A 26,506-nucleotide genomic window follows, 5' to 3' on the forward strand; every position below is an offset into this window, starting at 1 on the left:
ATGATGTTGAGTAAAATAGGGAGGGGAAATAAATTGCTGCAATTACTTCCACTAATGATTGAACGAGTCGGTATTTTAGTTATTTTTGCCTTCTTATTATCGAGAATAAAGATTTTCCGATCGATTATTCATCATGAGTCACAATGGCACGATAAACTATCGTTAATTCTTATCTTTGGCGTCTTCGGAATAATTAGTAATTATACTGGAGTCGAAATATTAAAAGGAAGTATTAGCACCCATACATGGCAGCATGAATTAGATGTTTCAAGTGCTATTGCTAACACAAGAATTATGGGGGTAGCCATTGGTGGAATGATTGGTGGCCCATTAGTTGGCCTGGGAGTAGGATTAATAGCTGGCCTTCACCGATTAACTTTAGGTGGATTCACTGCACTAGCTTGTGGATTATCTACCATTGCTGCTGGATTATTGACTGGACTGCTTGGGAGGAAATACTCCATTAAACAGGATTCCGCAAGCAAAGCAGTGATTATCGGCATCACCATGGAAATTATTCAAATGCTATTTATCCTTTTAATTGCTGTCCCTTTTGAGCTTGCATTCGAACTTGTCAAAATCATTGCTTTTCCAATGATTGTCATTAATGGGTTTGGAATGCTGATTTTCATCTATATCATTCAAAATATTCTGTTAGAGGAAGAAAAAACGAAAGCAGCACAAACGAATATTGCTTTAAATATTGCTCAATCTACGCTTGCTTACTTTCGTCAAGGACTAAATCCTGAATCTAGCAAGCAAGTTGCTAAAATTATGCTAAAAGCTACTAATGCTGATGCAGTATCCATAACGAATCGATCCATTGTTTTGGCACATGAGGGGCTCGGCGGAGATCATCATATCCCATTAGAGAAAACTTCTACCAAACTAACAGAAAAAGTGTTAAGGGAAGGAAATATTCTTATAGCGAAAAAGAAAGACGAGATTCAATGCAGCAATCAAGCATGTCCGTTGCACGCTGCCATTTTGTTACCATTGAAAGCAAATAATAAAACTGTCGGCACTCTTAAATTATATTTTGCCAATCCCAAAAATATTCAATTAGTAGAATATACTTTGGCAGAAGGGTTAAGCAAGTTATTTTCTTTACAGCTTGAATTAGCAGAAGCAGAATTACAACAAAAATTATGGAAGGATGCAGAAATTAAAGCATTGCAAGCACAAGTTCATCCTCATTTTCTTTTTAACAGTATGAACACCATATCTGCGCTAATTCGTACAGATGGAGAAAAAGCGCGGCAGATGATCCAAAGATTATCTACTTATTTCCGCAGCAACATACAAGGGGCTAAAAATATGCTGATCCCTTTAAGTCAAGAATTAGAGCATGTTCATGCCTTTTTAGCATTAGAAGAAGCGAGATTTCCCAATAAGTTTATTATAAAAGAGTCCATAGAGCCGGAATTAAAAAAAGTCCTTATTCCGCCGTTTACATTACAACCTCTAGTAGAAAACTCCATTCGTCACGGTTTTTCCAAGGGTACAGTTGGGACCATCACGATATGTGCATATAGAGAGAAAGATAGGATGGTATTAATTACAGAAGACGATGGGAAAGGCATGAGTGAGGACACTCTATACATGATTGGGCAAAAAAATATATCCTCCAGTACAGGAACAGGTACGGCACTTTGGAATATTCAGGAACGAGTGAAAAAGTTATATGCGGAGAAAGGCAAATTCACCATTGAAAGTGAATGGAATAGAGGAACAAAGGTGATGATTACATTGCCTTCTAAGGAACCAAGCATATGGAGGGAAGTAGATGATTAAAGCATTAATTGTCGAAGACGAACCATTAGCAAGAGATGAATTAAAATATCTCTTGAAAAGAAGCAGCAAAATAGAGATAGTGGCCGAATGTGATGATTTGGAAACAGCTCTGTACATAATTGATAATCAAAAAATAGACGTTATTTTCTTAGATATTCAACTTGGGGAAGATAATGGAATGAATTTAGCGGAACAGTTAAAGCATACCGCAAATCGCCCGGAAATTGTCTTTGCAACTGCATATGATGAATATGCACTTCAAGCTTTTGACGTAAATGCTGTCGATTATATATTAAAACCGTTTGAAGAAGAACGAATTAATCAAACGATTTTAAAGATCCAGAATCAGCGGAGCGAAACTAAAGAAGAAACACAAGGAAAAGCGCCAAGCAAACCGTCTCTTCAAAGTAATAAGTTAGCCGTCACAGCCAATGACAAAATAAAGATTATTGATTTAGATAAAATCGTCTATATAAGTGCACAAAATGGCAAAACATTGCTAATTACAGAAGAAGAGGAATTGGTCATTACTTTTACATTAACGCAATTAGAGCAAAAGTTAGTAAATAGTCCCATTATGAAAGTACATCGGTCTTTTTTAGTTAATAAAGAAAAAATTTGTGAAATCGAACCATGGTTTAATTCTACGTATTTACTATGCATGAATAATGGCGAAAAAGTGCCTTTAAGTAGAAACTATACAAAAGAGATTAAACAATTATTCGGATTTTAAGTAATTTTAATTGTTATATATACAGACTGGATATTGTATTTTATCCAGTCATTTTTGCATTTCAGCTAGTTTTCTATGCATTTTACCTTGAAAACGCTTTTTTATCCTTTTCATTTTTTATAATAAAACCATTAAAGGAGGTAGATAAAATGAATGCGGTTACAATCGTTATTGCATCTGCTTGTATTTTAATGATTGCTTATCGGTTATATGGGACTTTTATGGCTGTAAAAGTATTAAAGCTTAACGATAAAGAAAAAACTCCAGCACATGAACTTAATGACGGAAAAGACTATGTACCGACCAATAAATGGGTGACCTTTGGACACCATTTCGCAGCAATAGCGGCAGCTGGTCCCCTTGTAGGACCTATTCTTGCTGCACAGTTTGGTTATTTGCCTGGATTGATTTGGCTGTTGATTGGGGCTGTTATCGGAGGGGCTGTACATGATGCGGTCGTATTATTTGCGAGTATGAGAAAAAAAGGAAAATCATTATCTGAAGTAGCAAAGGAAGAACTTGGCCCCGTTGCAGGTTTTTGCACAGGACTTGCTATGTTATTTATTATCACCATTACCATGGCTGGTTTATCGATGGTAGTTCTACATGCTTTAGAAAGAAATCCATGGGGGACATTCTCGGTAGGAATTACTATCCCAATTGCAATGGGTGTAGGCATATTTTATAAAAAAACAGGTAATCTCAAACTATGCACAACCATTGGATTTATTCTGTTAATGATAGGTGTATTTGTAGGACCGATGATCCAAGACACCGTAATGGGAGATTGGTTAACTCTTGATACAAAAACATTAGCTATTATTCTTCCTATTTATGCATTCTTTGCAGCTGCTCTACCTGTATGGCTGTTATTGGCACCGCGAGATTATTTAAGTAGCTTTATGAAAATCGGTGTATTTATCGCCCTTATTATTGGTGTATTTATTATTAACCCTGCTATTGAATTTCCTGCATTTACGGAATTTGTAAATGGAGGGGGACCAGTTATCGCAGGACCAGTATGGCCGTTTATTTCCATTACGATTGCATGTGGTGCTATTTCCGGATTTCATGCCTTTGTCGGCTCTGGCACAACACCAAAGATGCTTGATAAGTGGACTGATATTAAAGTAGTTGGTTTTGGTGCGATGCTCGTCGAATGTTTAGTAGGGATTATGGCACTTATTGCTGCAACTGCTCTTCATCCCGGAGATTATTTCGCGATCAATTCTAGCCCAGAAGTATTTCGAACACTTGGCATGAGTGTATCAAACTTACCAGAATTAAGTCGTGAAATCGGCATTGATTTAGAAGGAAGAACGGGAGGGGCAGTTACATTAGCAGTTGGAATGTCTTATATTTTCACAGAAATTTCTTGGTTCTCCCATCTAGCATCTTATTTCTTCCAATTTGTGATTATGTTTGAAGCGGTCTTTATATTAACAGCCATTGATGCAGGGACGAGAACTGCACGCTATTTAATTCAAGATTTTCTTGGTGAGTTCTACAAACCACTAAAAAGAGTGGATTGGCTGCCTGGTTCTATTTTCGCAAGTGCATTAGCATGTTTAATGTGGGGATATCTCTTATTTTCAGGAGATATTAGCTCGGTATGGGCACTATTCGGTGTCTCAAATCAGCTCATGGCAACGATCGGGCTGATTGTTGGAGCAACCGTTATTTTAAAAGTGGCTGATAAACGTAGATATATGCTGACTTGTCTTATACCGATGGCATATTTATTTGTAACAGTAAATTATGCTGGGGTGTGGATGGTTAAAAACGTTTATTTAAACCCAGAAGCGTCAGGTTATAATGTGCTTAATGCCGTACTATCAATCATCATGCTAATATTAGGGGTTATCATAATTATAGCTGCAACCAAAAAATGGTTTGACACCTGGAATACGCCCCGCGTTCATGTGGAAGCACCGAATCTAAATTAAGATAGAATGGTTTAAACTAATTTTCCTGTCAAAGCTATACCCAAATAATCTACGAATCTTGCTGTGTTATTTCGTATGATTGTTTGGGTTTTTTATTCATTTGAAAATTGATTTTCCATCTGACTTATATTTTAAAAATGGAAGTGACTATAAAAAGATTTAGATTTGTTCTTATTCCCATGTCCATTCCCATTTTGCATATATCCACACTATCTTTCCCCAATAAATAGATTTCTCAAATAAAAATTATAAACGAATCCTAATAAGTGTATTCTATGTATACGTATACTTAAAAACTTATTGTCAATAGTTTAACTTTATGGAATTATGGATAGTAAGGGAGAAGTATTTTTGTTATATTACCTAGTAATAATTTTAATAAAAATTTTCTTGACATAAATAAACGTAAGGAGTTCTTCTATGGATTATAAACACAGTGAAACAAAATGGATGGTAGCCATTTGTTTTTTTGTACTTTTATCTGTAATTTTAAATATCTTTGCTGCTTCTATAAATAAAGAGCTTTTTATTCTACTGCAATTAATTATTACTAGTGGCTTACTATATGTTTTTTATCAATTAATAAAAAAGTTCACCTATGTACTTGGCGAATTTGCTCAAAGCAATAAAAAATTACAGTCTATTTTTGACACACTGGACATTGCGATTTGGTTTCATGATTTGAAAACAAATAAATTAATGGTAACAGCTGGAATTGAAGCTATTTATGGTTATTCAGCAGAGGCATTTTATAAAAATTACAATTTGTGGAAAGATGTAATCCACCCAGCTGATCAAGAAGTTTTGACGGAACGAGCAGAGCTTTTAACCCATCAAGATGTCGTTGTCAGCACTTATCGTATTATTAAACCAGATGGAAAAATCCGCTGGATAAAAGATAGAGGAATCGCTGTATTTGATAAAACAACTGGGGAAATGACCGAGTTTACAAGCGTGTTAATTGATATAACGGATAGCAAAGAAAACGAAGATAAATTCAGTAAACTGGTCGATATTTCACCAGATATTATTGCAGTAGTAGTTGATTACAAGTTTCAATATATAAATAAGGCTGGCACCAAAATGTTAGGTAAAGACTATAGTTCTTTACAGGGACTAGCCATAAGCGATTTACTTTTTGCAGATACTTATCAAAATATTGTGCAACAATATAAGAAAAGCAAAAAGTTAAACCAAAATGTCGTTGAGATGGAAATTGAATTGACGAAAGAATTAACGAAAAACGTATTTTTGGAAATCAATTGCATGCCAATTCTTTTTGGCGGACAAGAAGCTGTTTTGGTTGTTGGAAGAGATATTACATCCCGGAAACAGGCGGAATTAAAAATTAAAGAACTAGCTTTCACAGATACGCTAACAAAATTACCAAATCGAAACAGTTGTATGCATCATTTAAATGATCGACTCTATAACCAAGAAGTGGAAAGAATGTCTATATTGTTTTTAGACTTGGATCAATTTAAACGAATAAATGATACGAAAGGACATGGGATAGGAGATATCATTTTACAAGAAGTATCTACTATTTTGCAATCAGCTATCGAAAAAAATGATTTTGTTGCTCGCCTGGGGGGAGATGAATTTTTAATCCTATTAGAGAATAAAACAAAATTAGAAACAGCTGAGACTGCCCAAAAAATAATAAACCACTTTTCTTATCCTATTGTAGTGAAAGATGACGAATTTTTCGTGACACCAAGTATCGGTATCAGTATGTATCCATTAGACGGAAAAGATCAAGAATCATTAATAAAAAATGCCGATACAGCGATGTATGTTGCCAAAGACCAGGGAAAAAATAATTTTCAATTTTACTCCGCTTCCATTGCAGAAAAAGGAGCGCGAAAAATGGAATTGGAGATGGCACTAAGAAGAGCTATTAGCAATAAAGAACTAGAGTTGTACTATCAGCCGCAAATCAATATCTATACTGGCAGCATATTTGGTGTCGAAGCTCTGCTACGTTGGAAACACCCGGTATACGGCTATTTGTCTCCAGATGAATTTATCCCAATTGCTGAGGAATCTAATCTAATACTATCGATTGGAGAATGGGTCATAACGGAGGCATTTGCGCAGAAAAAGAAATGGGAAAGAGAAGGAAAAAAAGATTTAAAACTTGCTATCAATATTTCGGCTCGTCAAATTCAATACACTGATTTCATACCTTTTCTACAAAAAGAAATAACAAGATTAGAAATAAATCCAGAAAAATTCGAGTTAGAGATAACGGAAAGCATTATGCAAAATATTGAATTAGCCCAAATCGAATTAGCTAATATTAAAAACCTTGGCTTTCAAATATCGATTGATGATTTTGGCAAAGGCTATTCTTCGTTAAGTTATTTAACATCACTGCCTATTGATACCATTAAAATTGATAAAACTTTTATTGATGATATAGGCCATCCTATCCACAAAGGCTCTTTAGCTAAAGTCATTATTGATATGGGACATAATATGAATTTTTTTGTCATTGCAGAAGGAGTAGAGACAGAAAATCAAATCGATTTTCTCATTAAACATCAATGCGATATCGTACAAGGTTATTACTTTAGCAAACCATTGACCTCATCTGAGTTAGAAAAGTACTATTTATAAACGAGAAATCTTTTTCATTTTTTGTTTCTAAGGATATACTATTATCATAAAGAAATTCTTTTTTATATTTTATAAAAAGGGATGCAAAAATTTTTCGTAAAGTTGGTGAAAAAATGCCTTGTCAATCTAATGAAGAATTAGAAAGTATCTTGTTAGAAGCAAAACAATATACACATAATGGGAAAGTTGCTGATTATATCCCAGCACTTAGCAAAGCAAACCCAGATGATTTATCTGTAGCTATTTATCACTCTGATGGTACATGTTATTCAGCAGGCTGCATTCATGAGAAAATTACTTTACAAAGCATTTCAAAAGTCATTACTTTAGCATTAGCACTAATTGAATCAGGAGAAGAGTATGTTTTTAGTAAAGTTGGCTATGAGCCTACTGGCGATCCATTTAATTCTATTGTAAAACTAGAAATGAGTAACCCATCGAAGCCATTAAATCCGATGATAAACGCAGGCGCTCTTGCTGTTACTCATATGATTGAAGGGAACACAGTCGATGAACGATTCCAGAAGATCATTGAATTTGTTAAGCTCTTATCAGGAAATAGTGATATAGGTTATTCAGCAGAGGTGGCTAAATCAGAATTTGATACATCGCATTTGAATAGAGCACTTTGTTTCTTTATGAAACAACATGGCATCATTAATGAAGATGTGGAAGAATTATTGGATTTATATACAAAGCAATGTTCAATCGAAGTAAATTGTTTAGATTTAGCACGAATCGGGATCGTATTTGCTTTAGATGGTAAGGAACCTGTCACAAACAAACAGTTAATGCCAGCACATGTAGCTCGTATTTGCAAAACATTTATGGTTACATGCGGCATGTATAATGCATCTGGAGAATTCGCTGTTCGGGTCGGAATCCCTGCAAAAAGTGGTGTTTCCGGCGGAATTTTAGGCGCAGTACCTTCTCGCTTTGGAATTGGCATTTCTGGTCCCGCACTAGATGACAAAGGCAATAGTGTTGCGGGCTTAAAACTATTAGAAATTCTTGCAAAAAAATATGATTTAAGTATGTTCTAATAATAAAGCTTATCACTAATCTTTTCTATTAAAAATGAGGATTAGTGATTTTTTGGTTATTCCCCAATCTGTTCGGGTAACATAACTGTACCAATTGTTTAAAAGGGGGATAAACATGAGTTTAACACCTCAGCAGCGTATAGAATTACATGGTTTTAACAATTTAACTAAGTCATTGAGCTTTAATATGTATGATATCTGTTATACTCGAACAAAAAGCGAGAGAGAAGCTTATCTTCAATATATCGATGAGCAGTATAACGCTGAGCGGCTGACAAAAATCTTGAAAAATGTTTCCGATATTATTGACGCACATGTTCTAAATATTGCAAAGCAAGACTATGAACCACAAGGAGCAAGTGTAACACTGCTCGTATCTGAGGGACCAGTTGCTGATACTTCAAAAGAAGTATTTAAGGAATCACCTGGACCACTTCCAGGCTCCGTTGTTATGCATCTCGACAAAAGCCATATAACGGTCCATACATATCCTGAATATCATCCAGATGAAGGAATCAGTACATTTCGTGCCGATATTGATGTTTCGACGTGTGGAGAAATTTCGCCATTAAAAGCACTAAACTATTTAATCCACTCTTTTGATACAGATATAATGATTATAGATTATCGTGTAAGGGGATTTACCCGTGATATACTTGGGCATAAACTATTTATCGATCATGATATCAATTCCATTCAAAACTATATTCCCGAAGAAGCAAAATCACAATTTGATATGATTGATGCTAATATCTATCAAGAAAATATATTTCATACAAAATGCAAGTTAAAACAATTCCATTTAAATAATTATTTATTTGCCTGTAAAGAAGAAGAACTGACTGAAGATGATCGTATGATGATAACAGCAAAACTCACACAGGAAATGAATGAAATTTTTTATGGGAAAAATATAAAGTGATCTATTACAAAACTGGCGACAACTTTTAAATAAAGCGAAGCCAGTTTCTTCATTTATCGTAAGATATTTATAAATCTAATGTATAAATATACTAACGATATTATTTTTAAACATATTTTTCTAGCTTTTTTATAAAAAATTGGTAAACTATTATTGTAGAAAGATAGAAAGGTGCGAAAATGATGAAACAAATCATCCTAGATACAATTAATGAAAACGAAGCAAAATTTAAAGATATAAGTATTTATATTGGAGAAAATCCTGAGTTAGGCCATGAAGAATTTAAAGCTTGTGAAATTTTAACTGATACCTTAAAACAGCATGGTTTTAACGTTGAAATAGGGATCTGTGATTTACCTACTGCCTTTAAAGCAACCTTTGACAGCGGCAATGATGGTCCCGTTATCGGCTATATGGCAGAATATGATGCACTTCCTGAGCTTGGTCATGCATGTGGACATAATTTAATCGGGACTATGGGAATTGCTGCTGGAATTGGTCTTAGTAAAGTTTTAAGCGAAACAGGAGGAAAAGTGATTGTTTACGGTACGCCTGCTGAGGAAACAAAAGGCGGGAAAGTAACAATGGCAGAAGCAGGAATTTTTGAGGAGCTAGATGTGGCAATGATGGTCCATCCATTAGATAATTATATGACGAGCGCCGATTCACTTGCAATGGACGCTATCCAATTTGAATTTTTCGGCAAAGCTGCTCATGCTGCAGCAAGCCCGCATTTAGGCATTAATGCACTAGATGCTGTATTACAGACCTTTAATAGTATCAATGCTCTAAGACAGCATATAAAGTCAGATGCGCGTATCCATGGAGTAATCACAGAAGGTGGAAAAGCGGCAAATATTGTCCCTGACTATGCTGTTGCACAGTTTTATGTCCGAGCAGGAAAAAGAGAAGAAGTTAATAAATTAGTAGAAAAAGTAAAACAATGTGCAGAGGGAGCTGCCCTGCAAACAGGTGCTACAGTTAAATCTAGTTTCTATGAATTCTCCTATGATGATATGATTACCAACCAAACTTTATCTGATTTATTTACAAAACAGCTTGTTGATTTAGGCGTAGATGCATCTGAAATACAGGAGCAGCGGGATGGTTCAGGATCCCTTGATATGGGCAATGTCAGCCAAGTAGTTCCATCTATTCATCCCTATGTAAAAATCTGTAATGAGGCATACGCTTGTCATACTCATGAATTTAGAGAAGCTGCTATGTCTGATCAAGGTAGAGATGCCATGATTTTAGGTGCAAAATCAATGGCTCTTACAGGTTTAGAAATTCTTACGAATAAAGAATTACTCGCAGAAATAAAAGCCGAATTTATAAAAAATAAAAACTAGTACTTTTCCCTTACATTCAAATGATAACCTAATTTGAATGTAAGGTTTTTTTTGTTAAATTAAGGCATTTTTATGACATTTATCCTTCTTTCGATATAGAAGAAAAAGATTCATTTATAATAAATAGGTCCTATTCTCAATCGTAAAGGAGCTATTAATCAAAATGAGAAAAATACTAAAGCGATTTCATTACAGCATGACGATTAAAAAGAAACTTTATGCAAGCTTTTTTGTTCTATTATTTATTCCAACTATCTTTATTGGGAGCTTTTCCTACTTCAATTCCAAAAATCAGCTAGAGGAAGAAATAATGGACAATGCTTCCCAGCAAGTTAAACGGTTAGACGAAAATATCAACAGCGAATTATCCACTAAAATAAAGCAAGTGGATAAACTTCGAAAAGATTGGGGAGAAGAAAGTAAACCTGTATCAAACGAGCAAATACTTGCTACACTAGAAGACTATTATTATTTTTATGATGACATTGACAGCATATTTTATGCTACAAAGCAAGGACAATATATACAAAAGCCAGATAGGCAAATGGCAGATAATTACGATCCAACCGCAAGTGAATGGTTTATTAAAGCAGAAGAGAACCCTGAAGAAATTTATATTTCTGATCCATACATATCTGCAAGTACAAATGAAATGGTTGTTACGATTGCTGGAAGCACCAAAGATAGCGATAAAGTAATTGGTTTAAAGATTAAACTTAGTGCCATACAATCTATTGTGAGCAATGTCACAATAGGTAAAAAAGGATATGCTTTCCTTATTGATGAAAATAATGCTTATATGGCACATCCTAGTGAAAAAATTGGAGAAATCGGTACAGAAAACTATATCGAGCAGATGAATAGGAAAGAATACGGGACTTTTACATATAGTTTGGATAACAAAGAAAAAAAACTTACTTATCTCACCAATAAGCTTACAGGCTGGAAAATAGCAGGGTCCATGTATGCAAAAGAAGTATCAGAGGCTTCATCTCCAATCTTAAAAGCATCATTTTGGGCCATCATTCTTTTTGTTTTCATTGGTTCCATTCTTATTTATTTCAATACCCAATCTATCCTTAAGCCACTAAATCAATTAAAAGAAAAAGCAGGACTAGTTGGGAAAGGTGATTTAACACAAAAACTAATTGTTAAAAGGAAAGACGAAATTGGTCATTTAACTTCTTCCTTTCAGAAAATGCAAGATAGTTTAAGGCACATTATTATCTATATGGAAAAAAGTATCAGCCAAGTTGCTGCCTCTAGTGAGAATCTTACCATCAGCTCTACTTCATCAACGAAGGTTGTTGAAGATTTAGTGTCTGTTACCCAAGAAATAGCATCTAAAGCTGATTATCAAAAACAACAGATAGAAGCAAATTCTACTAAGCTGAAAGAGATCACCGAGAGAACGGGATTTATTAGAGAAAACTCGTTGTCCATGTCCAATTTAAGCACAATGACAGTTGAAAAAGCGAAAGAAGGAGAACGCGCCATCTATCAAGCAGAAGAACAAATGCAGCTAATTGTGGAATCAGTCAATAAGTCTGATAAACAAATTGATGATCTGAATAAGCGTTCAAAAGAAGTGGAATCAATTATTCAATTGATAAGTTCCATTGCAAACCAAACGAATTTATTGGCTCTTAATGCTGCAATAGAAGCAGCAAGAGCAGGGGAAAGCGGAAAAGGTTTTTCGGTAGTAGCAGAGGAGATTAGAACATTAGCGGAAACTACGCAACACTCTGCCACAGAAATTGAGCACCTAATAAAAGGGATTCAAACGGATACACATTCAACAGTAGATCGAATGAAAAGTGTTCATCAGCAAGTAGATGGGGGACTATCCATTATGTCTTCGGTCAAATCAGCATTTCACTCTATTTCCACTAGTATGAATGAAACGACGCCGATTATTAATCGAGTAACTATCTCTTCTGAAGAGGTGTATCAACACATTAAATTGCTTTCTGAAACCTTTGATACATTACTTTTATTTAGCAAACAAAATGCTGAATTATCAGAAGAAATTTCAGCAGCTTCTGAAGAGCAGCTCGCATCCTTTGAGGAAGTATCTGCTTCTGCCATTACACTTGCTGAAACAGCTGATCATTTAAAAAATCTAATCAGTCAATTTCATTATTAATAATAAGAAATGTCTTCCTATCCATTAAATAAAATTACTTCTTTAAATACTATATTTCAAGTAGGCTTGAAATATAGTATTTTTGGGTAGTATTACTTCATATGAAAGCTTCTCAATAATTTTTATTGTGAGAAAAGCTACAAATTATATGGAGTAGGAGAAATGATAGATGGAAAATCAGACATTGATGCAATTTTTCGAATGGCATTTAGACGCCGATGGTCAACATTGGAACCGATTGAAAGAAAAAGCTGGAGAATTAAAGGAAGCTGGTATTGATTCCATTTGGATTCCACCTGTGACGAAAGCTGCCTCCAATGAAGACAATGGATATGGCGTTTACGATGTATATGATTTAGGGGAATTTGATCAAAAGGGCAGTATTCGTACAAAATATGGAACGAAAAAGGAATTACTGGAAGCTATTGAGGCATGTCATAATGTCGGAATTCAAGTCTATGTGGATGTGGTAATGAATCACAAAGCAGCAGCAGATGAGAAAGAAACATTTAAAGCAATTGAAGTAAATCCTGAAAATAGAGAAGAAGAGATATCAGAACCACATGATATCGAAGCATGGACAAAATTCACTTTTCCAGGAAGAGGAGATACTTATTCATCCTTTAAGTGGAACTTCCAGCATTTTAACGGAACCGATTATGATAATAAGACAAAAAAAGAAGGGGTATTCCGCATTGTAGGCGATAATAAAATGTGGAATTCAAACGTCGATGATGAATTTGGAAATTATGACTATTTAATGTTTGCAAACATTGACTATAATAATGAGCTAGTCCAAAATGAAATGATTTCATGGGGAAAATGGCTTTACGAAACACTAAATTGTGATGGCTATCGATTAGATGCCATTAAACATATAAACCACGATTTTATAAAAAAATTCGCCACTTCCTTGCTGAAAGAAAAAGACGATTTTTATTTCGTAGGTGAATTTTGGAAAGCTGATCTGCAAGAATGTCAGGAATTTTTAGAGCAAATGGATTACAAAATCGATTTATTTGATGTCCCACTACACTATAAATTGCATACTGCCTCCATGGAAGGAAGTAACTTTGATTTAACAACAATTTTCGAGGGAACGTTAGTAAAAGAAAATCCTCTTAATTGTGTAACATTTGTTGATAATCATGATACACAGCCAAATGAATCATTAGAATCATGGGTAGAAGATTGGTTTAAGCAAATTGCCTACAGCCTTATTTTACTTCGAAAAGACGGCTACCCAACCATATTTTATGGAGATTATTTTGGAATTAGCGGGGACGAGCCAATAGATGGAAAAAAGGCAGCCATCGACCCCTTATTATATGTTCGCAAGAAAAAGGCTTACGGCAAACAGGATGACTATTTTGATAATCCAAATATAATTGGTTGGGTTCGCCATGGAGAAGCTGAAATGGAAAAATCCGGATGTGCTGTTGTTATATCCAATAAGGATGATGGAAACAAAAAAATGTTTGTTGGTGAATCACGAAGTGGTGAAGAATGGATCGATTTTACAAATACAAGAAAAGATCGCGTGACAATTGATGAAGATGGATACGGCGAATTTCCTGTTAATGCGAAGAGTGTTTCCGTATGGGGATTAGCTGATTAAAAAAGTGTGGGGATATTGCGAAAAACAACATCCCCACACTTTTTATGAGGAAAAGAATAATTTCATCATTCCTTGATAACCAAAGTACACGCCAAATATAACTAAGGAAGCACCAGAAATAATGGAAATGCCTCTTAAAGTTCTAAGTGTAAGAAAACGTCTAAAGCCGTTTGTTAAAGCAGCTACAATCAAATCCCATAAAGTAAGACCAAGAAAAATCATACTGCTATATATCAATAAAGAACTAGTCCCATTTTCTTGGGCCGTTTTTGCTAATATCGAGCCATATATGCCTAACCAAAATAAAATGGATAATGGACTTGTTATAGACATGATAAAACCTGTTAAAAAACATTTAAACAAAGAATCTTTTCCTCGAAGGGAATCCAATTTAAGATGCTGGGCACCTACAATACTTTCCATCCCCGTATAAATCAAAATAAAGCCCCCAAATAGCCAAAGAAATATTTGAATGATTTCTATTTCAAGAAAATGAACCATTCCTATGTATACCATTATCATAAAAATACCATCTGCAAGCATGGATCCAAAACCAACAATCCAAGCATGCCAAAAGCCATTTTTAATTCCTTTATCAATTCTAGCGGAATTTACTGGACCAATCGGAGCAGCTAATGTTAATCCTAATAAGATATAGCTAAGTAAGATGGTCATACTGAACATTCGTTTCTCCCACATCCTTTCTTGTACATGCTATGTAAAAAAAATAGATGATATGTGATTTTAATTAGAAAAATGAAAACTTATTTATAACCAATGGATAACAACGCTTTATTAGCAAAATAACTTCACTAAATATTTAAACCAACATAATTGAGAACGTTAAAAAAGAATAAGCCATCTCTCTGTTCTTCTTTTTTATTTGGCGATAATAATGGAATTTCTTTTACTTAGTGCTTTATTTAGCATATAATAGTATACGCGAAAAAGATTCGAGAACTGATATAAACAAGGAGAATTTACATGATAGTAAAAAGTGAACAAGACATTAACGGTTTAAAAGAAATCGGGAAAATCGTAAGCATTATCAGAGAGGAATTAATAAAAAATACAGTACCGGGAGTGACGACAAAAGAATTAGATAATCTGGCTGGAAAGTTATTTGCCGAACATGGTGCGGTTTCTGCCCCTCAAGAAATGTACGATTTCCCAGGATATACTTGTATATCTGTAAATGAAGAGGTCGCTCACGGAATCCCAGGAGATCGTGTCATTCAAGAAGGAGATTTAGTTAATATTGACGTTTCTGCAAGCAAAAATGGATATTTCGCTGATACTGGAAAATCGATTGTAGTAGGAAATGGCGATCCTAAGCTTATTAAACTCTGTGAAGTAGCACAAGAAGCTTTTGAGGAAGGGCTTAAATGCTTCAAACCAGGAGCGAAGAAGAATCGTATTGGAAAGTTTGTATACAACACAGCAAAAAAGAACGGATTTACGGTAATTAAAAACCTGACAGGACATGGAATTGGAACATCTCTTCACGAGAAACCAGATCATATTCTAAATTATTTTGATTCATGGGATACAGAACTGCTTCGAGATGGAATGGTAATCGCTTTTGAACCATTTATATCAACCGGTTCAGAGGAAGTAGATGAAGGAAATGATGGCTGGACATTTACTACTAAAGATAAAAGCTATGTTGCCCAGTATGAGCACACTGTAATTATTACAAAAGATAAACCAATTATAACAACTTTATAAATATAAAGATGCAAGCTCTGTACCAAAATAAAGTACCAGACCATAGACAAACACCTTACAATTCAAGGTCTTCGCCTATGGTCTTTTTTTATTCCTTTTTGCGACAACTGTTCACTATGACAAGGACAAGGATGACTACTTTGCTACAGGGAAGACACTGAAAAAGTTCAATTTGAGATTGTAAGATATCCCTATTCTATGTTCATTTATGAAAAACTGGTGATACAATGTATTTATGTGTTCACGCAGACAAATATTTGTAAATTAATAGTTCGAATTAGGAGTAGTGAGGTGCTAAATTCAAAGTAGAGAATTGCTTTACCGCTTGAAAAGGAGAGAATTTTTTTGAAGAAGAAGTTTCTAATCACCGGCTTAGTCTTATTTATAGTTATTTTTTCAAGTTTCTATGCATATGCTTCAACTCTGTCCATTTCTGGTAAGTCAGACAATGGCATGTGGAAGTATACCTATAAGAAAAATTTAGATCTAAGTGAGCCTACAGGCTGGCAGGGTAAATTAAAACAATTAGATAAACAAAAAGTGGAAGTAAAAGAATTAACATTTACAGACAACGATGAGATATTAGCACAAACTGATTCCTTTGTGGAAGGAACAGACATAGATGGGTCAGTCACTACTCTGCATCCTTTTGCTACAGAATTTTATTTAGGAAATAGTCCGAAAAGAGGGCATATTTATAAAATGGCTGTAAAATGGCAGAAAGAGGGAGAGACATATGAGGATACTTTCACGATTCATTAAACAATTGAACTCCATCGATTTCACAGTAAACTTAAGCTCTGTTTTAAAGCAGAGCTTATTTGTTTAGAAAAATTTAAAATTGGGAAAAACATAATAAAGCAATTGACAGTGCTTTTTAGAAAGTTCTTAAAACGAATAAACGATAAAAGAATCTATAATTGTGAATTTAGCGACATTTCCCTCTATTTATATATCCATTGACATTGATGGTCAGATCCCGTAACCTAGTACATGTAATTTCATAACAAAATCCTTATCAGCTCGAGATGAGGTAGAGGTCGCGATTTTTATTAGTAAAAAGAGGGAAAGCCAGAGAGCTTATTGATTGCTTTTGAAAGGAAATATCGCCGAAGCACTATTATTCTCTGATAATAGTAGCTGGGTCTGCATACGAATAGGTGCAGAACTGTCATAGGATCTTACTATGATGAACTATCCTGTTTATCTGATGGTGTTTTAGCGTTTCACACCATTTAAAGGTGTGTTTTTTTTATGCCTTAGAAATAATAAAAATACAATTGATTGTATACAGATATAAGGCTTCAAGTAAATCTCCTATGTCCTAGCATGAGCAAAATACATCATAAAGGAGACAAATATGAACACAAAAGGAAAATTAGGATTGGGGATATTAATATCCTTAGTCGTTGGAAATATGGTTGGCTCGGGAATATTTATGCTGCCACGCTCATTAGCGGAAGTCGCAAGTCCAGCTGGGGTTATTCTTGCATGGTTATTAACCGGATTTGGTGTGTTAGTTACAGCCTTAGTATTTGGAAATTTAGCTATACGCAAACCAAAATTAACAGGTGGTCCACAAATTTATGCGAAAGAGTTATTTAAACGAGGGTCCAAAAAATCTACTTTATCTGGTTTTATGTCAACATGGGGATATTGGATTGGAAATTTAGCGGGTAATGTTGCCATTATCACTACTTTTGCAGGCTATTTATCCACTTTTTTCCCTATTCTAACAAGTGAAGCAGCATTAATAAATATTGGCTCTTTTACCCTTTACGTGGGAAATGCGTTAACCTTTCTTGTTTGTACCATTTTATTATGGGGAACCCATTGGATCATTTTAAACGGTCTAGAGAATGCAGGAAAATTAAATATACTCGCTACTTCAGCAAAAGTAATCGGTTTTATGCTATTTATTATTATTGCTTTATTTGCATTTGAAACAAGCAATATCCTTCCATTTGCTGAACCTAAAGTAAATGCATCAGGTCATTCGGTTGGTCTGTTCGGACAAATCAACAGTGCAGCTATCACCACATTATGGGCATTTATCGGGGTAGAGTCGGCCGTCGTTTTTGCCTCTCGCGCAAAAAAACAGTCAGATGTTAAAAAAGCAACCATTATTGGACTATTAATTGCATTAGCAATCTATATTGGTATAAGCACACTTGTTATGGGAATTCTTTCCCAAAATGAACTAATTGCTTCGCAGAAACCTTTAATCGATGCGATCGAAACTGTACTGGGACCAATTGCCGGTAAAGTACTAGCAGCTATCGGGTTAATCAGCTTATTTGGCTCTACGATCGGATGGATTATGTTAAGCGCAGAAGTACCTTATGCTGCTGCTAAACAAGGAATTTTTATTCCTGCTTTCTTAAAGGAAAATAAAAAGGGTATTCCAACCTTTTCTTTAGTCGTGACCAATATTTTAGGGCAATTGTTTATTTTCTCCACCGTTTCAAAGAGTATTTCGCAGGCATTTGACTTTATCATTTATATTGCGACATTAAGCTATCTTGTTCCTTATTTAATTTCGTCTATTTTCCAATTAAAATTAGTTATGTCAGGAGAAACGTATACTTCCATGAAATCGAGAAGAGTAGACTTTGTTATTGGTATCATTGCAACGATATATTCTATATGGGTAATTATTGCAGGAACTGCAGATATTAAAACATTTAGCTTCGGAGTACTTTTACTATTAAGTGGAATTTTTTTCTATAACCAATTGAATAAAGGAACTAAACCCGAATAACACAATTGTCCGAGAGGTAAAAACTTTGTTTTTACCTCTCGGATTTTTTCTTATAACGGATTAAAGTGATTCACTCACTGTATTATCATCCCATTCCACTTCATGCTCTTTCGCAAGTTTATCTAATTCATTCATATATTGTCGAATCAGTTTACGAGCTTCCTCCAGCATAGCATTTGCCTCTTCTATTAGCGCGATATCCTGTGTTTCTAGCGCTGTAAGTATTTTCACAAATGCATTGTATTGTGTGTCAGCACCTTCAATATATATTTCATGAATTTCTCTTAATTCCTCTGTTTCCACTTGTACTGAATTCAACTCTTTAATAAATTCATTATAATTGGGTATAACCGTAGTTTGGATTGTATCATACATGGTCCAATCATCCGTATAATTAATACCCGAAACAGAATCGTATGCAGAAACAGCCTTTACTTCTAATTCAAACGCTGTTTTCATATCTTCATTTACATATTCAAGTAAATCCTCTCGAACTGGATCCGTTGAACAAGCTGTAATTAAAAACAGAAAGGGTAAAAACAAGATTTTAATAACTTTTTTCACTACTCCACCTCCTTCTCCTTACTGTATGAGGGAGTGGAAGTCCACTATGAAAGCTAATTGGAAAAAGATGAGCCTAATTTTCTACAAGTATCTTGCAATGCAAAATACCATATGGTAAGATAAGTTTAAAGATAGAATGTTGCTATACAATATAGCGTCTATCTTGCTATACAATATAGTCTGAATAGAAAGGATATATGTCCATGTCAAAAAGTCAGATGTTAAAGGGAGTTTTGGAAGGATGTTTACTTGCAATTATATCCAAAGGAGAGATTTATGGTTATGAAATGATTGAAAAATTAGAAGCTTATGGATTTACCATGATTAGTGAAGGAAGTATTTATCCTGTACTTTTACGAATGAAAAAGGAAGAGCTTGTTACAGTAGAAACAAAAGCATCTCCATCTGGTCCAAAGCGCAAATATTATTCTCTTGCGGATAAAGGAACTAAAGTCCTAGATGAATTTGCTGATACGTGGACAGAACTGGCAACAAGTGTACATTGGTTATTAAAAGATATAAGGGAGGAGAAGTAAGTGAAATTATCGAAAGAAGCAGAAGCTTTTGTGGAAAATTTATATCTATATTTATTAACAACAGGAAAAAAGGAAAAAGAAATCAAAGAGATTGTCGAAGAATTGACCGATCATTTACAAGAAGCAGAAGCAAATGGAAAGAATATATCAGAAATAACGGGAGATTCCCCAAAAGCATATATGGAAAGTTTAGCAAAAGAAATGCAGACAGATTTAATCGAATGGGGGAAACTATTACCACATGTATTTATTAGTTTGATTGCCTATACCTTAATTGGAAAAGTTATTTTAGGCGAAAATCAAATATCTTTATTAGTTGGATTAGGTTCTCTATTGATTAGTGTTGTCATGCTTGGTATGTACGTTGTCATATTCCGTTTCATTTCATCAAGAAATGTCTCTAATAAAAAAGCATTTGCCATAATATTCCCCTTACAATTATTAATTATAGGAATGTTTATTGTGTTAATGTTCTACGGGAATAATTATGGACCAGTATATATGATTGATACGGTAACTAAACAACTACTATTCTTTCTTATTCCTTTTGTTTATTTATGCTGGTTTGCTTGGTGGAGTAAATCATGGGTTGTCTTTTTCCCTGTTATTCTCTATCTTCCAAACCTTCTAGTAAAACCTTTACCTATGTCAGAAGAAATGAAGACTATAACATCATCCATTATTTTCTTTGTATTCTTGTTCGGGTATTTTATCTGGATAATTTGGCAAGGAAAAAAGGCGCAAAAATCTACTTAATAACCTCTTAAAGCATATCTGAAAAAGATATGCTTTTTTGTAAAAAATAATTGAATATTAATTCATAATAATGTATAAATATAATTATAAGAATTCGAAGATTAAAGGGGAAAAGAAGCATGGATTACATTATAACAGAAGAGCTCCCACCATTCATAAAGTTTGCCCGATTACATGAGGACAGCGGTTTATTAAAAAATAAAAAAGGAAACTATACCCGGGAACAATTGTATAAAGCAGCAAAAAACAGCTGGTACTCTGTTTCTATTTATAATGATCAAAAACTTATCGCCTTTGGTCGCATGATATCAGATGGAGTATATCAAGCATTAATTTGCGACGTAATGGTTCATCCTGATGAGCAGGGCAAAGGATTAGGAAAGCAAATAATTGAAAAGCTCGTATCTAAATGCCAGCAATCAGGTATTCAATCCATTCAATTATTTTCAGCCAAAGGAAAACATCCCTTTTATAAAAAATTAGGATTCATAGAAAGAGAACAAGATGCTCCTGGCATGTCTCTCCATCTTTAAAAACTGCATTTTGTATGTGGTTTTTTTATTTTTTCTTGTGCATATCCATCCTTATTCTGGTAACACTATTTACGTACTTAAAGAGGAGGAGTGTAAAGAAGAAGGAAATGACTATTTAACATCTAGGAAAAGTCTGAACCAATAGATTAGGTCATCTACTCGATTAATAACCAGCAAATCGAAGAGCCTTTATTACTATTGATCTAATTTACTTTCATTGTTGCTTTTAATATGTTACATAGTTTTTTTAACTTTTTTCTATTAACTGCTTTAAAAATCTGTTTCATTTTATACCAGAATTTGCATGTATAGAAATAGGTTAACCAAGAATTTAATGGGTAAAAGTAAATAAAGAAAAGGTATGTAATCCATTTACTATTTCATTCCTTTTATTAGTATTATGCAAGTTCTTTGAGAATGAGAGTAAAAAAAATACCGTAACCCCAATATTTAAATGGTTTTACTCCATCCTTTACTTCCAACAGCATGAATTAACATTTATTGGATACAACTAATAATGACTAATTACTAGGAGGTTATTTATTTGACAGAGAAAAAAGATATGAATAATAATAAGGGACAAGATCAAGATCGCGAAACGTTAACAACGCGACAAGGACATCCTGTATTAGATAATCAAAACATCCGTACTATTGGGAACCGCGGTCCTGCCACACTCGAAAATTACCATTTTATTGAAAAGATCTCCCATTTTGATCGGGAAGAAGTACCAGAGCGTGTCGTACATGCACGTGGGTCTGGAGCATTTGGGTATTTTGAAACTTACGGAAAAGTAGGAAATGAACCGGTTGAAAAGTATACTCGTGCAAAAGTGTTTTCCGGAGCAGGGAAGAAGACACCATTGATGGTTCGTTTTTCTACTGTTGCTGGGGCGAAGGATTCACCTGAAACAGCACGCGATCCACGTGGATTTGCTGTAAAAATGTATACCGAAGACGGAAACTGGGATTTGGTTGGAAATAACCTTAAGATATTCTTTATTCGTGATGCCATGAAGTTTCCAGATATGATACATGCCTTTAAAGCAGATCCAGTTTCAAACGTACCAAACCCACAACGTATGTTTGATTTTGTTTCCCGCACTCCTGAGGCTACACATATGATAACCTTCCTTTTCTCACCATGGGGAATTCCAGCTACATATCGTCATATGCAGGGTTCTGGGGTGAACACTTATAAATGGGTAAATGAACAAGGTGAAGCAGTATTAGTAAAATACCATTGGGAACCAAAACAAGGCATTCGCAATTTGACGCAAGAGGAAGCAGAATCTATTCAAGCCAAGAACGTTGGCCACGCTACACAAGATTTATATGAAGCAATCGAGCGTGGGGATTATCCTGAATGGGAGCTTTACGTGCAAATCATGGAGGATGATTATCATCCAGAACTAGATTTTGATCCTCTTGATGATACGAAGCTTTGGCCAGAAGATAAATTCCCATGGTTGCCAGTTGGGCGTATGGTCCTCGATCGTAATCCGGTCGATTTTCATACCGAAATTGAGCAAGCCGCTTTCGGTACTGGTGTACTTGTAGATGGAATGGATTTTTCTGACGATAAGATGTTACAAGGGCGCACCTTCTCTTACTCTGATACTCAACGCTATCGTGTTGGTGCAAATTATCTGAAAGTACCAGTAAACGCTCCAAAAGCACCTGTGCGCACAAATCAACATCGTGGGCAAATGGATGTACGTGATCCGAAAGAATCTGGGGACAACCCACATATCAACTATGAACCATCTATGCTTGGTGGTTTTAAGGAGGCAGGGAAAGAAGAGCGGGTGCCTCATCAGCCGACCTATAATGCTGCGGCGATGAGTGCACCAATAGACCGACCTAATAACTATGGACAAGCTGGTCACACATACAGAAGCTTTGAAGATTGGGAGCGCGAAGAATTAATAAAAAACCTATCGGAAGCACTGGCAATCTGTGATGAAAAAATTCAAAATGCAATGATTGAACACTTTACACAAGCAGATGAAGATTATGGCCGCCGTGTAAAAGAGGGCATCGAAACGAAAATGAAAGAGATGAAAGAAATGGCCAAAGAAAATGTTCCAGGGCGTGAAGCAGGTCAATCAAAATATGGGCAAGGAACAATAGATGCCAATGAAGCTACAAAAGATGCCGTGAAGAAAAGCCATGAAGCTGATCCTTATTAATAAGTGGAATGGTAGATAGAAAAAACAGCTACTAAAAGTTCATAATATTAATGGGAGACACATTTAAAGTTGTGTCTCCTTTTTAGGATTATTAGACCTATTAACCATCCATTCACCGTGACTTTAGCGGGGAATTTTTTTGTGCTAACGACAATTCCGTGCATTCCTTTCCTTTATATAACAATTATTGACATCCCTTATGAAATATGATATTTAATTAATAGATTAGCACTCATCACATTTAAGTGCTAATATTATTACATAAGACAATGAAGAAAGGGTGTATGAAAATTGATCGAAACGAAAGAATTTAAAGCCGAATCGAAACGTTTATTAGAAATGATGATCAACTCCATCTATTCGCAGCGGGAAGTATTCTTACGTGAGTTAATTTCAAATGCTAGTGATGCAATTGATAAAATTTATTATAAAGCTTTAACAGATGACTCTATTAATTTTGAAAAGGATAATTATTTTATTAAAATTACTGCTAATAAAGAAAACCGTACGTTAACCATTTCTGATACTGGTATTGGAATGACAAAGGAAGAATTAGAAGCAAATTTAGGTACAATTGCTAAAAGTGGTTCCCTTGCTTTCAAAATGGAAAATGAAGCGAAGGATGGCCATGATATTATTGGGCAATTCGGTGTAGGTTTCTATGCAGCGTTTATGGTGGCAGATGAAGTAACCGTTATTACTAAATCACTGAACAGTGATACAGCTTATAAATGGATGTCAAAAGGTGCTGATGGTTATACCATTGAAGAAACGGAGAAATCAACAATCGGTACTGATATCATCCTTACAATTAAAGAAAATGCAGAAGAAGAGCAGTATGATGAATTTTTAGAAGATTATCGTTTAAAATCGATTATTAAAAAATACTCTGACTTTATCCGTTACCCAATTAAAATGGATGTAACGACAAGTAAGCTAAAAGAAGGCACAGAAAATGAGTATGAAGAAGTTAGCGAAGAACAAGTCATTAACAGTATGGTTCCCATTTGGAAAAAGAATAAAAACGAGTTAACAGAAGAAGACTATCAAAATTTCTATGAAGAAAAACGTTATGGCTATGATAAGCCATTGAAGCATATTCATGTTAGCGTAGATGGAGCAATTCGTTATAATGCAATACTTTACATTCCTGAAAAAACACCGTTTGATTATTATTCTAAAGAGTATGAAAAAGGACTAGAGCTCTATTCAAATGGTGTCTTAATTATGGAAAAATGCGCAGACTTGCTGCCAGACTACTTTAGTTTTGTCAAAGGGATGGTTGATTCTGAAGATTTATCCCTTAACATTTCAAGAGAAATGCTGCAGCATGATCGTCAATTAAAACGGATTGAAAAGAACTTAACAAAGAAAATTAAGAGCCAGCTCCTCAGCCTTTTAAAGGATGAAAGAGAAAAGTATGAATCCTTCTATGAATCCTTTGGAAGACAAATCAAATTCGGTGTCTACAATGATTTCGGGATGAATAAAGAAATGTTACAGGATCTTCTCTTATTCTATTCATCTAAAGAGAAAAAACTAGTATCATTAGACGAATATGTAGAGAGAATGCCAAAGGATCAAAAATTCATTTATTATGCAGCTGGTGACTCGATTGATCGTATCGAAAAACTTCCACAAACAGAATTAGTAGCAGATAAGGGCTATGAAATTCTTTATTTAACAGATGATATTGATGAATTTGCAATAAAAATGATTGCAACATATAAAGAGAAGGAATTTAAATCCGTATCAAGCGGAGATTTAGGCCTTGATCAAGAGGAAGAAAAAGAGGAAAAAGAAGTAACAGAAGAGAACAAAGCGTTGTTTGATTACATGAAGGAGATTCTCTCTGGCAAAGTCAAAAACGTAAAAGTGTCTACCCGCTTAAAATCACATCCTGTATGTTTAACGGCAGAAGGGGAAGTTTCGATTGAAATGGAAAAAGTGTTAAGTATGATGCCAGACAATCAAAATATCAAAGCAGACAAAGTGTTAGAAATTAATAAAAATCATGAAATTTTCCAATCATTAAAAGAGGCTTATGAAAAAGACAAAGACAAAGTGGCTCTTTATACAAACCTTTTATATAATCAAGCCCTATTGATTGAAGGTTTGTCTATTGAAGATCCTGTCGAATTTACGAATAATATTTGTAAATTAATGAAATAAGAAAAGAAATTGGCTGGGACTAAGTTTTCCAACCAATATAAACTCGAACGATTATACGGAGATCCTAAGAGAATTTTCGGATAATTGTTCGAGTTATCTTTATTTTAAGAAGAAAATGGGGGAGAAAACATCTGCCCCTATTTCAAACTATACATCATCCCTATTCTTATAAATTTATGTTTTACTAATTAAAACGAAAACGCTATACTTATAAAAAAAACTATCAGAGATGGGGAACAATATTATGGCAGAATTAAAAGGAATAGAGATCTTGACGATTGAAAAAAATTCCTTTGTCATTCACCCAACCCTTATATGGGATGAAAAACAAACCTTATTAATAGATACAGGAATGCCGGGGTATATGGAAGATATAAATTTAGCGATGGCCAAAGCAAATAAATCCTTGGAGGACTTAACGGGAATTTTGTTAACACACCAAGACATTGATCATATAGGTAGCTTACCAGAAATATTAACCGCATGTACGCAGCATTTAACGATTTACGCACATGAAGGAGATATACCTTTTATAGAAGGGGATATACCTTTATTAAAAGCAAATCCTGATAATTTTAACGAAAAAGAATGGAAATCACTTCCTGATTCATTAAAATTTATTTATCTCCATCCACCTAAAGCAAAAGTTACTGCTTCTCTACAGAATAATCAACTATTAGACATAGATGGAGGTATAGAGATAATTCATACACCTGGCCATACACCAGGACATATTAGCCTGTTTCATAAAAGATCTGGTACTTTAATTGCTGGAGATGCCTTAATAGCTGCCAATGGTCGCTTGCAGCACCCAAATCCAGTACATACACCAAATATGAAGCTAGCGATTCAATCCCTCAAAAAGTTTTTAGCTTATCCAATTAAACAAGTCGTTTGCTTTCATGGAGGAATGGTTACAGAAAATATCCAAGAGCAATTAGAAGGTTTGGTTCAAACGAAAACTCTTTAAAAATAGTGCACTATTAGAAATAATCCTAAAAATGCTTTACATACTTTTAGGAGATATTTCTAATAGTCACTTTCCCTTTCACTTAGTCTATTATTTAAACCACAAAGGTTTTGCTTCTC

20 protein-coding genes and 1 riboswitch are annotated in these 26,506 nt (G+C 34.6%); of the genes, 18 read left to right on the forward strand and 2 right to left on the reverse strand.

Annotated elements, in window-relative coordinates; genetic code table 11:
• Positions 1 to 33 precede the first annotated feature (33 nt).
• The 9 genes from C2I06_RS06275 (at position 34) to C2I06_RS06315 (ending at position 14,176) form a co-directional block, all read left to right on the forward strand.
• On the forward strand, positions 34 to 1,794 hold the full coding sequence (locus C2I06_RS06275; RefSeq protein WP_123257699.1) for a sensor histidine kinase: 1,761 nt from the start codon (positions 34 to 36) through the stop codon (positions 1,792 to 1,794).
• The gene (locus C2I06_RS06280; protein WP_123257700.1) at positions 1,787 to 2,527 is read left to right on the forward strand and encodes a LytR/AlgR family response regulator transcription factor; all 741 of its coding nucleotides are present in this window, start codon (positions 1,787 to 1,789) and stop codon (positions 2,525 to 2,527) included. The genes C2I06_RS06275 and C2I06_RS06280 overlap by 8 nt, the downstream gene beginning before the upstream one ends.
• A gap of 149 nt (positions 2,528 to 2,676) precedes the next feature.
• On the forward strand, positions 2,677 to 4,473 hold the full coding sequence (cstA, locus tag C2I06_RS06285; RefSeq protein WP_123257701.1) for a carbon starvation protein CstA: 1,797 nt from the start codon (positions 2,677 to 2,679) through the stop codon (positions 4,471 to 4,473).
• Between the two features lie 420 nt (positions 4,474 to 4,893).
• Positions 4,894 to 7,095, forward strand: a complete 2,202-nt coding sequence (locus C2I06_RS06290; protein ID WP_123257702.1) for a sensor domain-containing protein — start codon at positions 4,894 to 4,896, stop codon at positions 7,093 to 7,095.
• Positions 7,096 to 7,208: 113 nt separating this feature from the next.
• The gene (gene glsA, locus C2I06_RS06295) at positions 7,209 to 8,138 is read left to right on the forward strand and encodes a glutaminase A (protein ID WP_095328822.1); all 930 of its coding nucleotides are present in this window, start codon (positions 7,209 to 7,211) and stop codon (positions 8,136 to 8,138) included.
• Positions 8,139 to 8,253: 115 nt separating this feature from the next.
• Positions 8,254 to 9,060 carry an adenosylmethionine decarboxylase gene (speD, locus tag C2I06_RS06300; RefSeq protein WP_095328823.1) on the forward strand — a complete coding sequence of 269 codons (807 nt, stop codon included), beginning with the start codon at positions 8,254 to 8,256 and terminating at the stop codon, positions 9,058 to 9,060.
• Between the two features lie 182 nt (positions 9,061 to 9,242).
• Positions 9,243 to 10,412, forward strand: coding sequence for a M20 family metallopeptidase (locus C2I06_RS06305; RefSeq protein ID WP_412973414.1), 1,170 nt, complete (start codon positions 9,243 to 9,245; stop codon positions 10,410 to 10,412).
• A 163-nt stretch (positions 10,413 to 10,575) separates the two neighbouring features.
• Positions 10,576 to 12,558 carry a methyl-accepting chemotaxis protein gene (locus tag C2I06_RS06310; protein ID WP_095328825.1) on the forward strand — a complete coding sequence of 661 codons (1,983 nt, stop codon included), beginning with the start codon at positions 10,576 to 10,578 and terminating at the stop codon, positions 12,556 to 12,558.
• A 169-nt stretch (positions 12,559 to 12,727) separates the two neighbouring features.
• Positions 12,728 to 14,176, forward strand: a complete 1,449-nt coding sequence (locus C2I06_RS06315) for an alpha-amylase (protein ID WP_095328826.1) — start codon at positions 12,728 to 12,730, stop codon at positions 14,174 to 14,176.
• Between the two features lie 42 nt (positions 14,177 to 14,218).
• Here the strand turns inward: C2I06_RS06315 and C2I06_RS06320 are convergent, their stop codons facing one another.
• Positions 14,219 to 14,860, reverse strand: coding sequence for a LysE family transporter (locus C2I06_RS06320; RefSeq protein ID WP_095328827.1), 642 nt, complete (start codon positions 14,858 to 14,860; stop codon positions 14,219 to 14,221).
• A gap of 300 nt (positions 14,861 to 15,160) precedes the next feature.
• Here C2I06_RS06320 and map point away from each other — a divergent pair, with 300 nt between their 5' ends.
• From map to C2I06_RS06335, 3 genes are all read left to right on the forward strand, one after another.
• Entirely contained in the window at positions 15,161 to 15,904 is a 744-nt protein-coding gene (gene map / locus C2I06_RS06325; protein ID WP_095328828.1) for a type I methionyl aminopeptidase, read from the forward strand.
• A gap of 345 nt (positions 15,905 to 16,249) precedes the next feature.
• Positions 16,250 to 16,666: a hypothetical protein gene (locus C2I06_RS06330; RefSeq protein WP_095328829.1), complete on the forward strand. Its 417-nt coding sequence runs from the start codon at positions 16,250 to 16,252 to the stop codon at positions 16,664 to 16,666.
• A gap of 264 nt (positions 16,667 to 16,930) precedes the next feature.
• A riboswitch (Lysine riboswitch) is annotated at positions 16,931 to 17,109 on the forward strand.
• Positions 17,110 to 17,264: 155 nt separating this feature from the next.
• On the forward strand, positions 17,265 to 18,665 hold the full coding sequence (locus C2I06_RS06335) for an amino acid permease (RefSeq protein ID WP_095328830.1): 1,401 nt from the start codon (positions 17,265 to 17,267) through the stop codon (positions 18,663 to 18,665).
• A gap of 60 nt (positions 18,666 to 18,725) precedes the next feature.
• On the opposite strand, the gene C2I06_RS06340 is transcribed toward C2I06_RS06335, so the two are convergent.
• On the reverse strand, positions 18,726 to 19,229 hold the full coding sequence (locus C2I06_RS06340) for a hypothetical protein (RefSeq protein WP_095328831.1): 504 nt from the start codon (positions 19,227 to 19,229) through the stop codon (positions 18,726 to 18,728).
• 203 nt (positions 19,230 to 19,432) lie between these two features.
• Here C2I06_RS06340 and C2I06_RS06345 point away from each other — a divergent pair, with 203 nt between their 5' ends.
• From C2I06_RS06345 to C2I06_RS06370, 6 genes are all read left to right on the forward strand, one after another.
• Positions 19,433 to 19,765 (forward strand): PadR family transcriptional regulator, encoded by a 333-nt coding sequence (locus C2I06_RS06345; RefSeq protein WP_095328832.1) that lies wholly within the window; start codon positions 19,433 to 19,435, stop codon positions 19,763 to 19,765.
• Positions 19,766 to 20,521: a DUF1048 domain-containing protein gene (locus C2I06_RS06350; RefSeq protein ID WP_123257703.1), complete on the forward strand. Its 756-nt coding sequence runs from the start codon at positions 19,766 to 19,768 to the stop codon at positions 20,519 to 20,521. It abuts the gene before it with no gap.
• A 119-nt stretch (positions 20,522 to 20,640) separates the two neighbouring features.
• Positions 20,641 to 21,054, forward strand: coding sequence for a GNAT family N-acetyltransferase (locus tag C2I06_RS06355; RefSeq protein WP_095328834.1), 414 nt, complete (start codon positions 20,641 to 20,643; stop codon positions 21,052 to 21,054).
• Positions 21,055 to 21,616: 562 nt separating this feature from the next.
• Positions 21,617 to 23,245, forward strand: coding sequence for a catalase (locus C2I06_RS06360; RefSeq protein WP_123259123.1), 1,629 nt, complete (start codon positions 21,617 to 21,619; stop codon positions 23,243 to 23,245).
• Positions 23,246 to 23,539: 294 nt separating this feature from the next.
• Positions 23,540 to 25,417 (forward strand): molecular chaperone HtpG, encoded by a 1,878-nt coding sequence (gene htpG, locus C2I06_RS06365; RefSeq protein WP_123259124.1) that lies wholly within the window; start codon positions 23,540 to 23,542, stop codon positions 25,415 to 25,417.
• A gap of 244 nt (positions 25,418 to 25,661) precedes the next feature.
• Positions 25,662 to 26,387, forward strand: a complete 726-nt coding sequence (locus C2I06_RS06370; RefSeq protein ID WP_123257704.1) for an MBL fold metallo-hydrolase — start codon at positions 25,662 to 25,664, stop codon at positions 26,385 to 26,387.
• The last annotated feature ends 119 nt before the right edge of the window (positions 26,388 to 26,506 follow it).

Source organism: Niallia circulans (genome assembly GCF_003726095.1).
Lineage (GTDB): Bacteria > Bacillota > Bacilli > Bacillales > Cytobacillaceae > Niallia > Niallia circulans_A.

Coding starts and splice junctions, on each gene's coding strand:
- C2I06_RS06280 (WP_123257700.1), top strand. CDS start 1,787: ATGATTAAAGCATTAATTGTCGAAGACGAACCATTAGCAAGAGATGAA.
- cstA (WP_123257701.1), top strand. CDS start 2,677: ATGAATGCGGTTACAATCGTTATTGCATCTGCTTGTATTTTAATGATT.
- C2I06_RS06290 (WP_123257702.1), top strand. CDS start 4,894: ATGGATTATAAACACAGTGAAACAAAATGGATGGTAGCCATTTGTTTT.
- glsA (WP_095328822.1), top strand. CDS start 7,209: ATGCCTTGTCAATCTAATGAAGAATTAGAAAGTATCTTGTTAGAAGCA.
- speD (WP_095328823.1), top strand. CDS start 8,254: ATGAGTTTAACACCTCAGCAGCGTATAGAATTACATGGTTTTAACAAT.
- C2I06_RS06305 (WP_412973414.1), top strand. CDS start 9,243: ATGAAACAAATCATCCTAGATACAATTAATGAAAACGAAGCAAAATTT.
- C2I06_RS06310 (WP_095328825.1), top strand. CDS start 10,576: ATGAGAAAAATACTAAAGCGATTTCATTACAGCATGACGATTAAAAAG.
- C2I06_RS06315 (WP_095328826.1), top strand. CDS start 12,728: ATGGAAAATCAGACATTGATGCAATTTTTCGAATGGCATTTAGACGCC.
- C2I06_RS06320 (WP_095328827.1), bottom strand. CDS start 14,860: ATGTTCAGTATGACCATCTTACTTAGCTATATCTTATTAGGATTAACA.
- map (WP_095328828.1), top strand. CDS start 15,161: ATGATAGTAAAAAGTGAACAAGACATTAACGGTTTAAAAGAAATCGGG.
- C2I06_RS06335 (WP_095328830.1), top strand. CDS start 17,265: ATGAACACAAAAGGAAAATTAGGATTGGGGATATTAATATCCTTAGTC.
- C2I06_RS06345 (WP_095328832.1), top strand. CDS start 19,433: ATGTCAAAAAGTCAGATGTTAAAGGGAGTTTTGGAAGGATGTTTACTT.
- C2I06_RS06355 (WP_095328834.1), top strand. CDS start 20,641: ATGGATTACATTATAACAGAAGAGCTCCCACCATTCATAAAGTTTGCC.
- C2I06_RS06360 (WP_123259123.1), top strand. CDS start 21,617: ATGAATAATAATAAGGGACAAGATCAAGATCGCGAAACGTTAACAACG.
- C2I06_RS06370 (WP_123257704.1), top strand. CDS start 25,662: ATGGCAGAATTAAAAGGAATAGAGATCTTGACGATTGAAAAAAATTCC.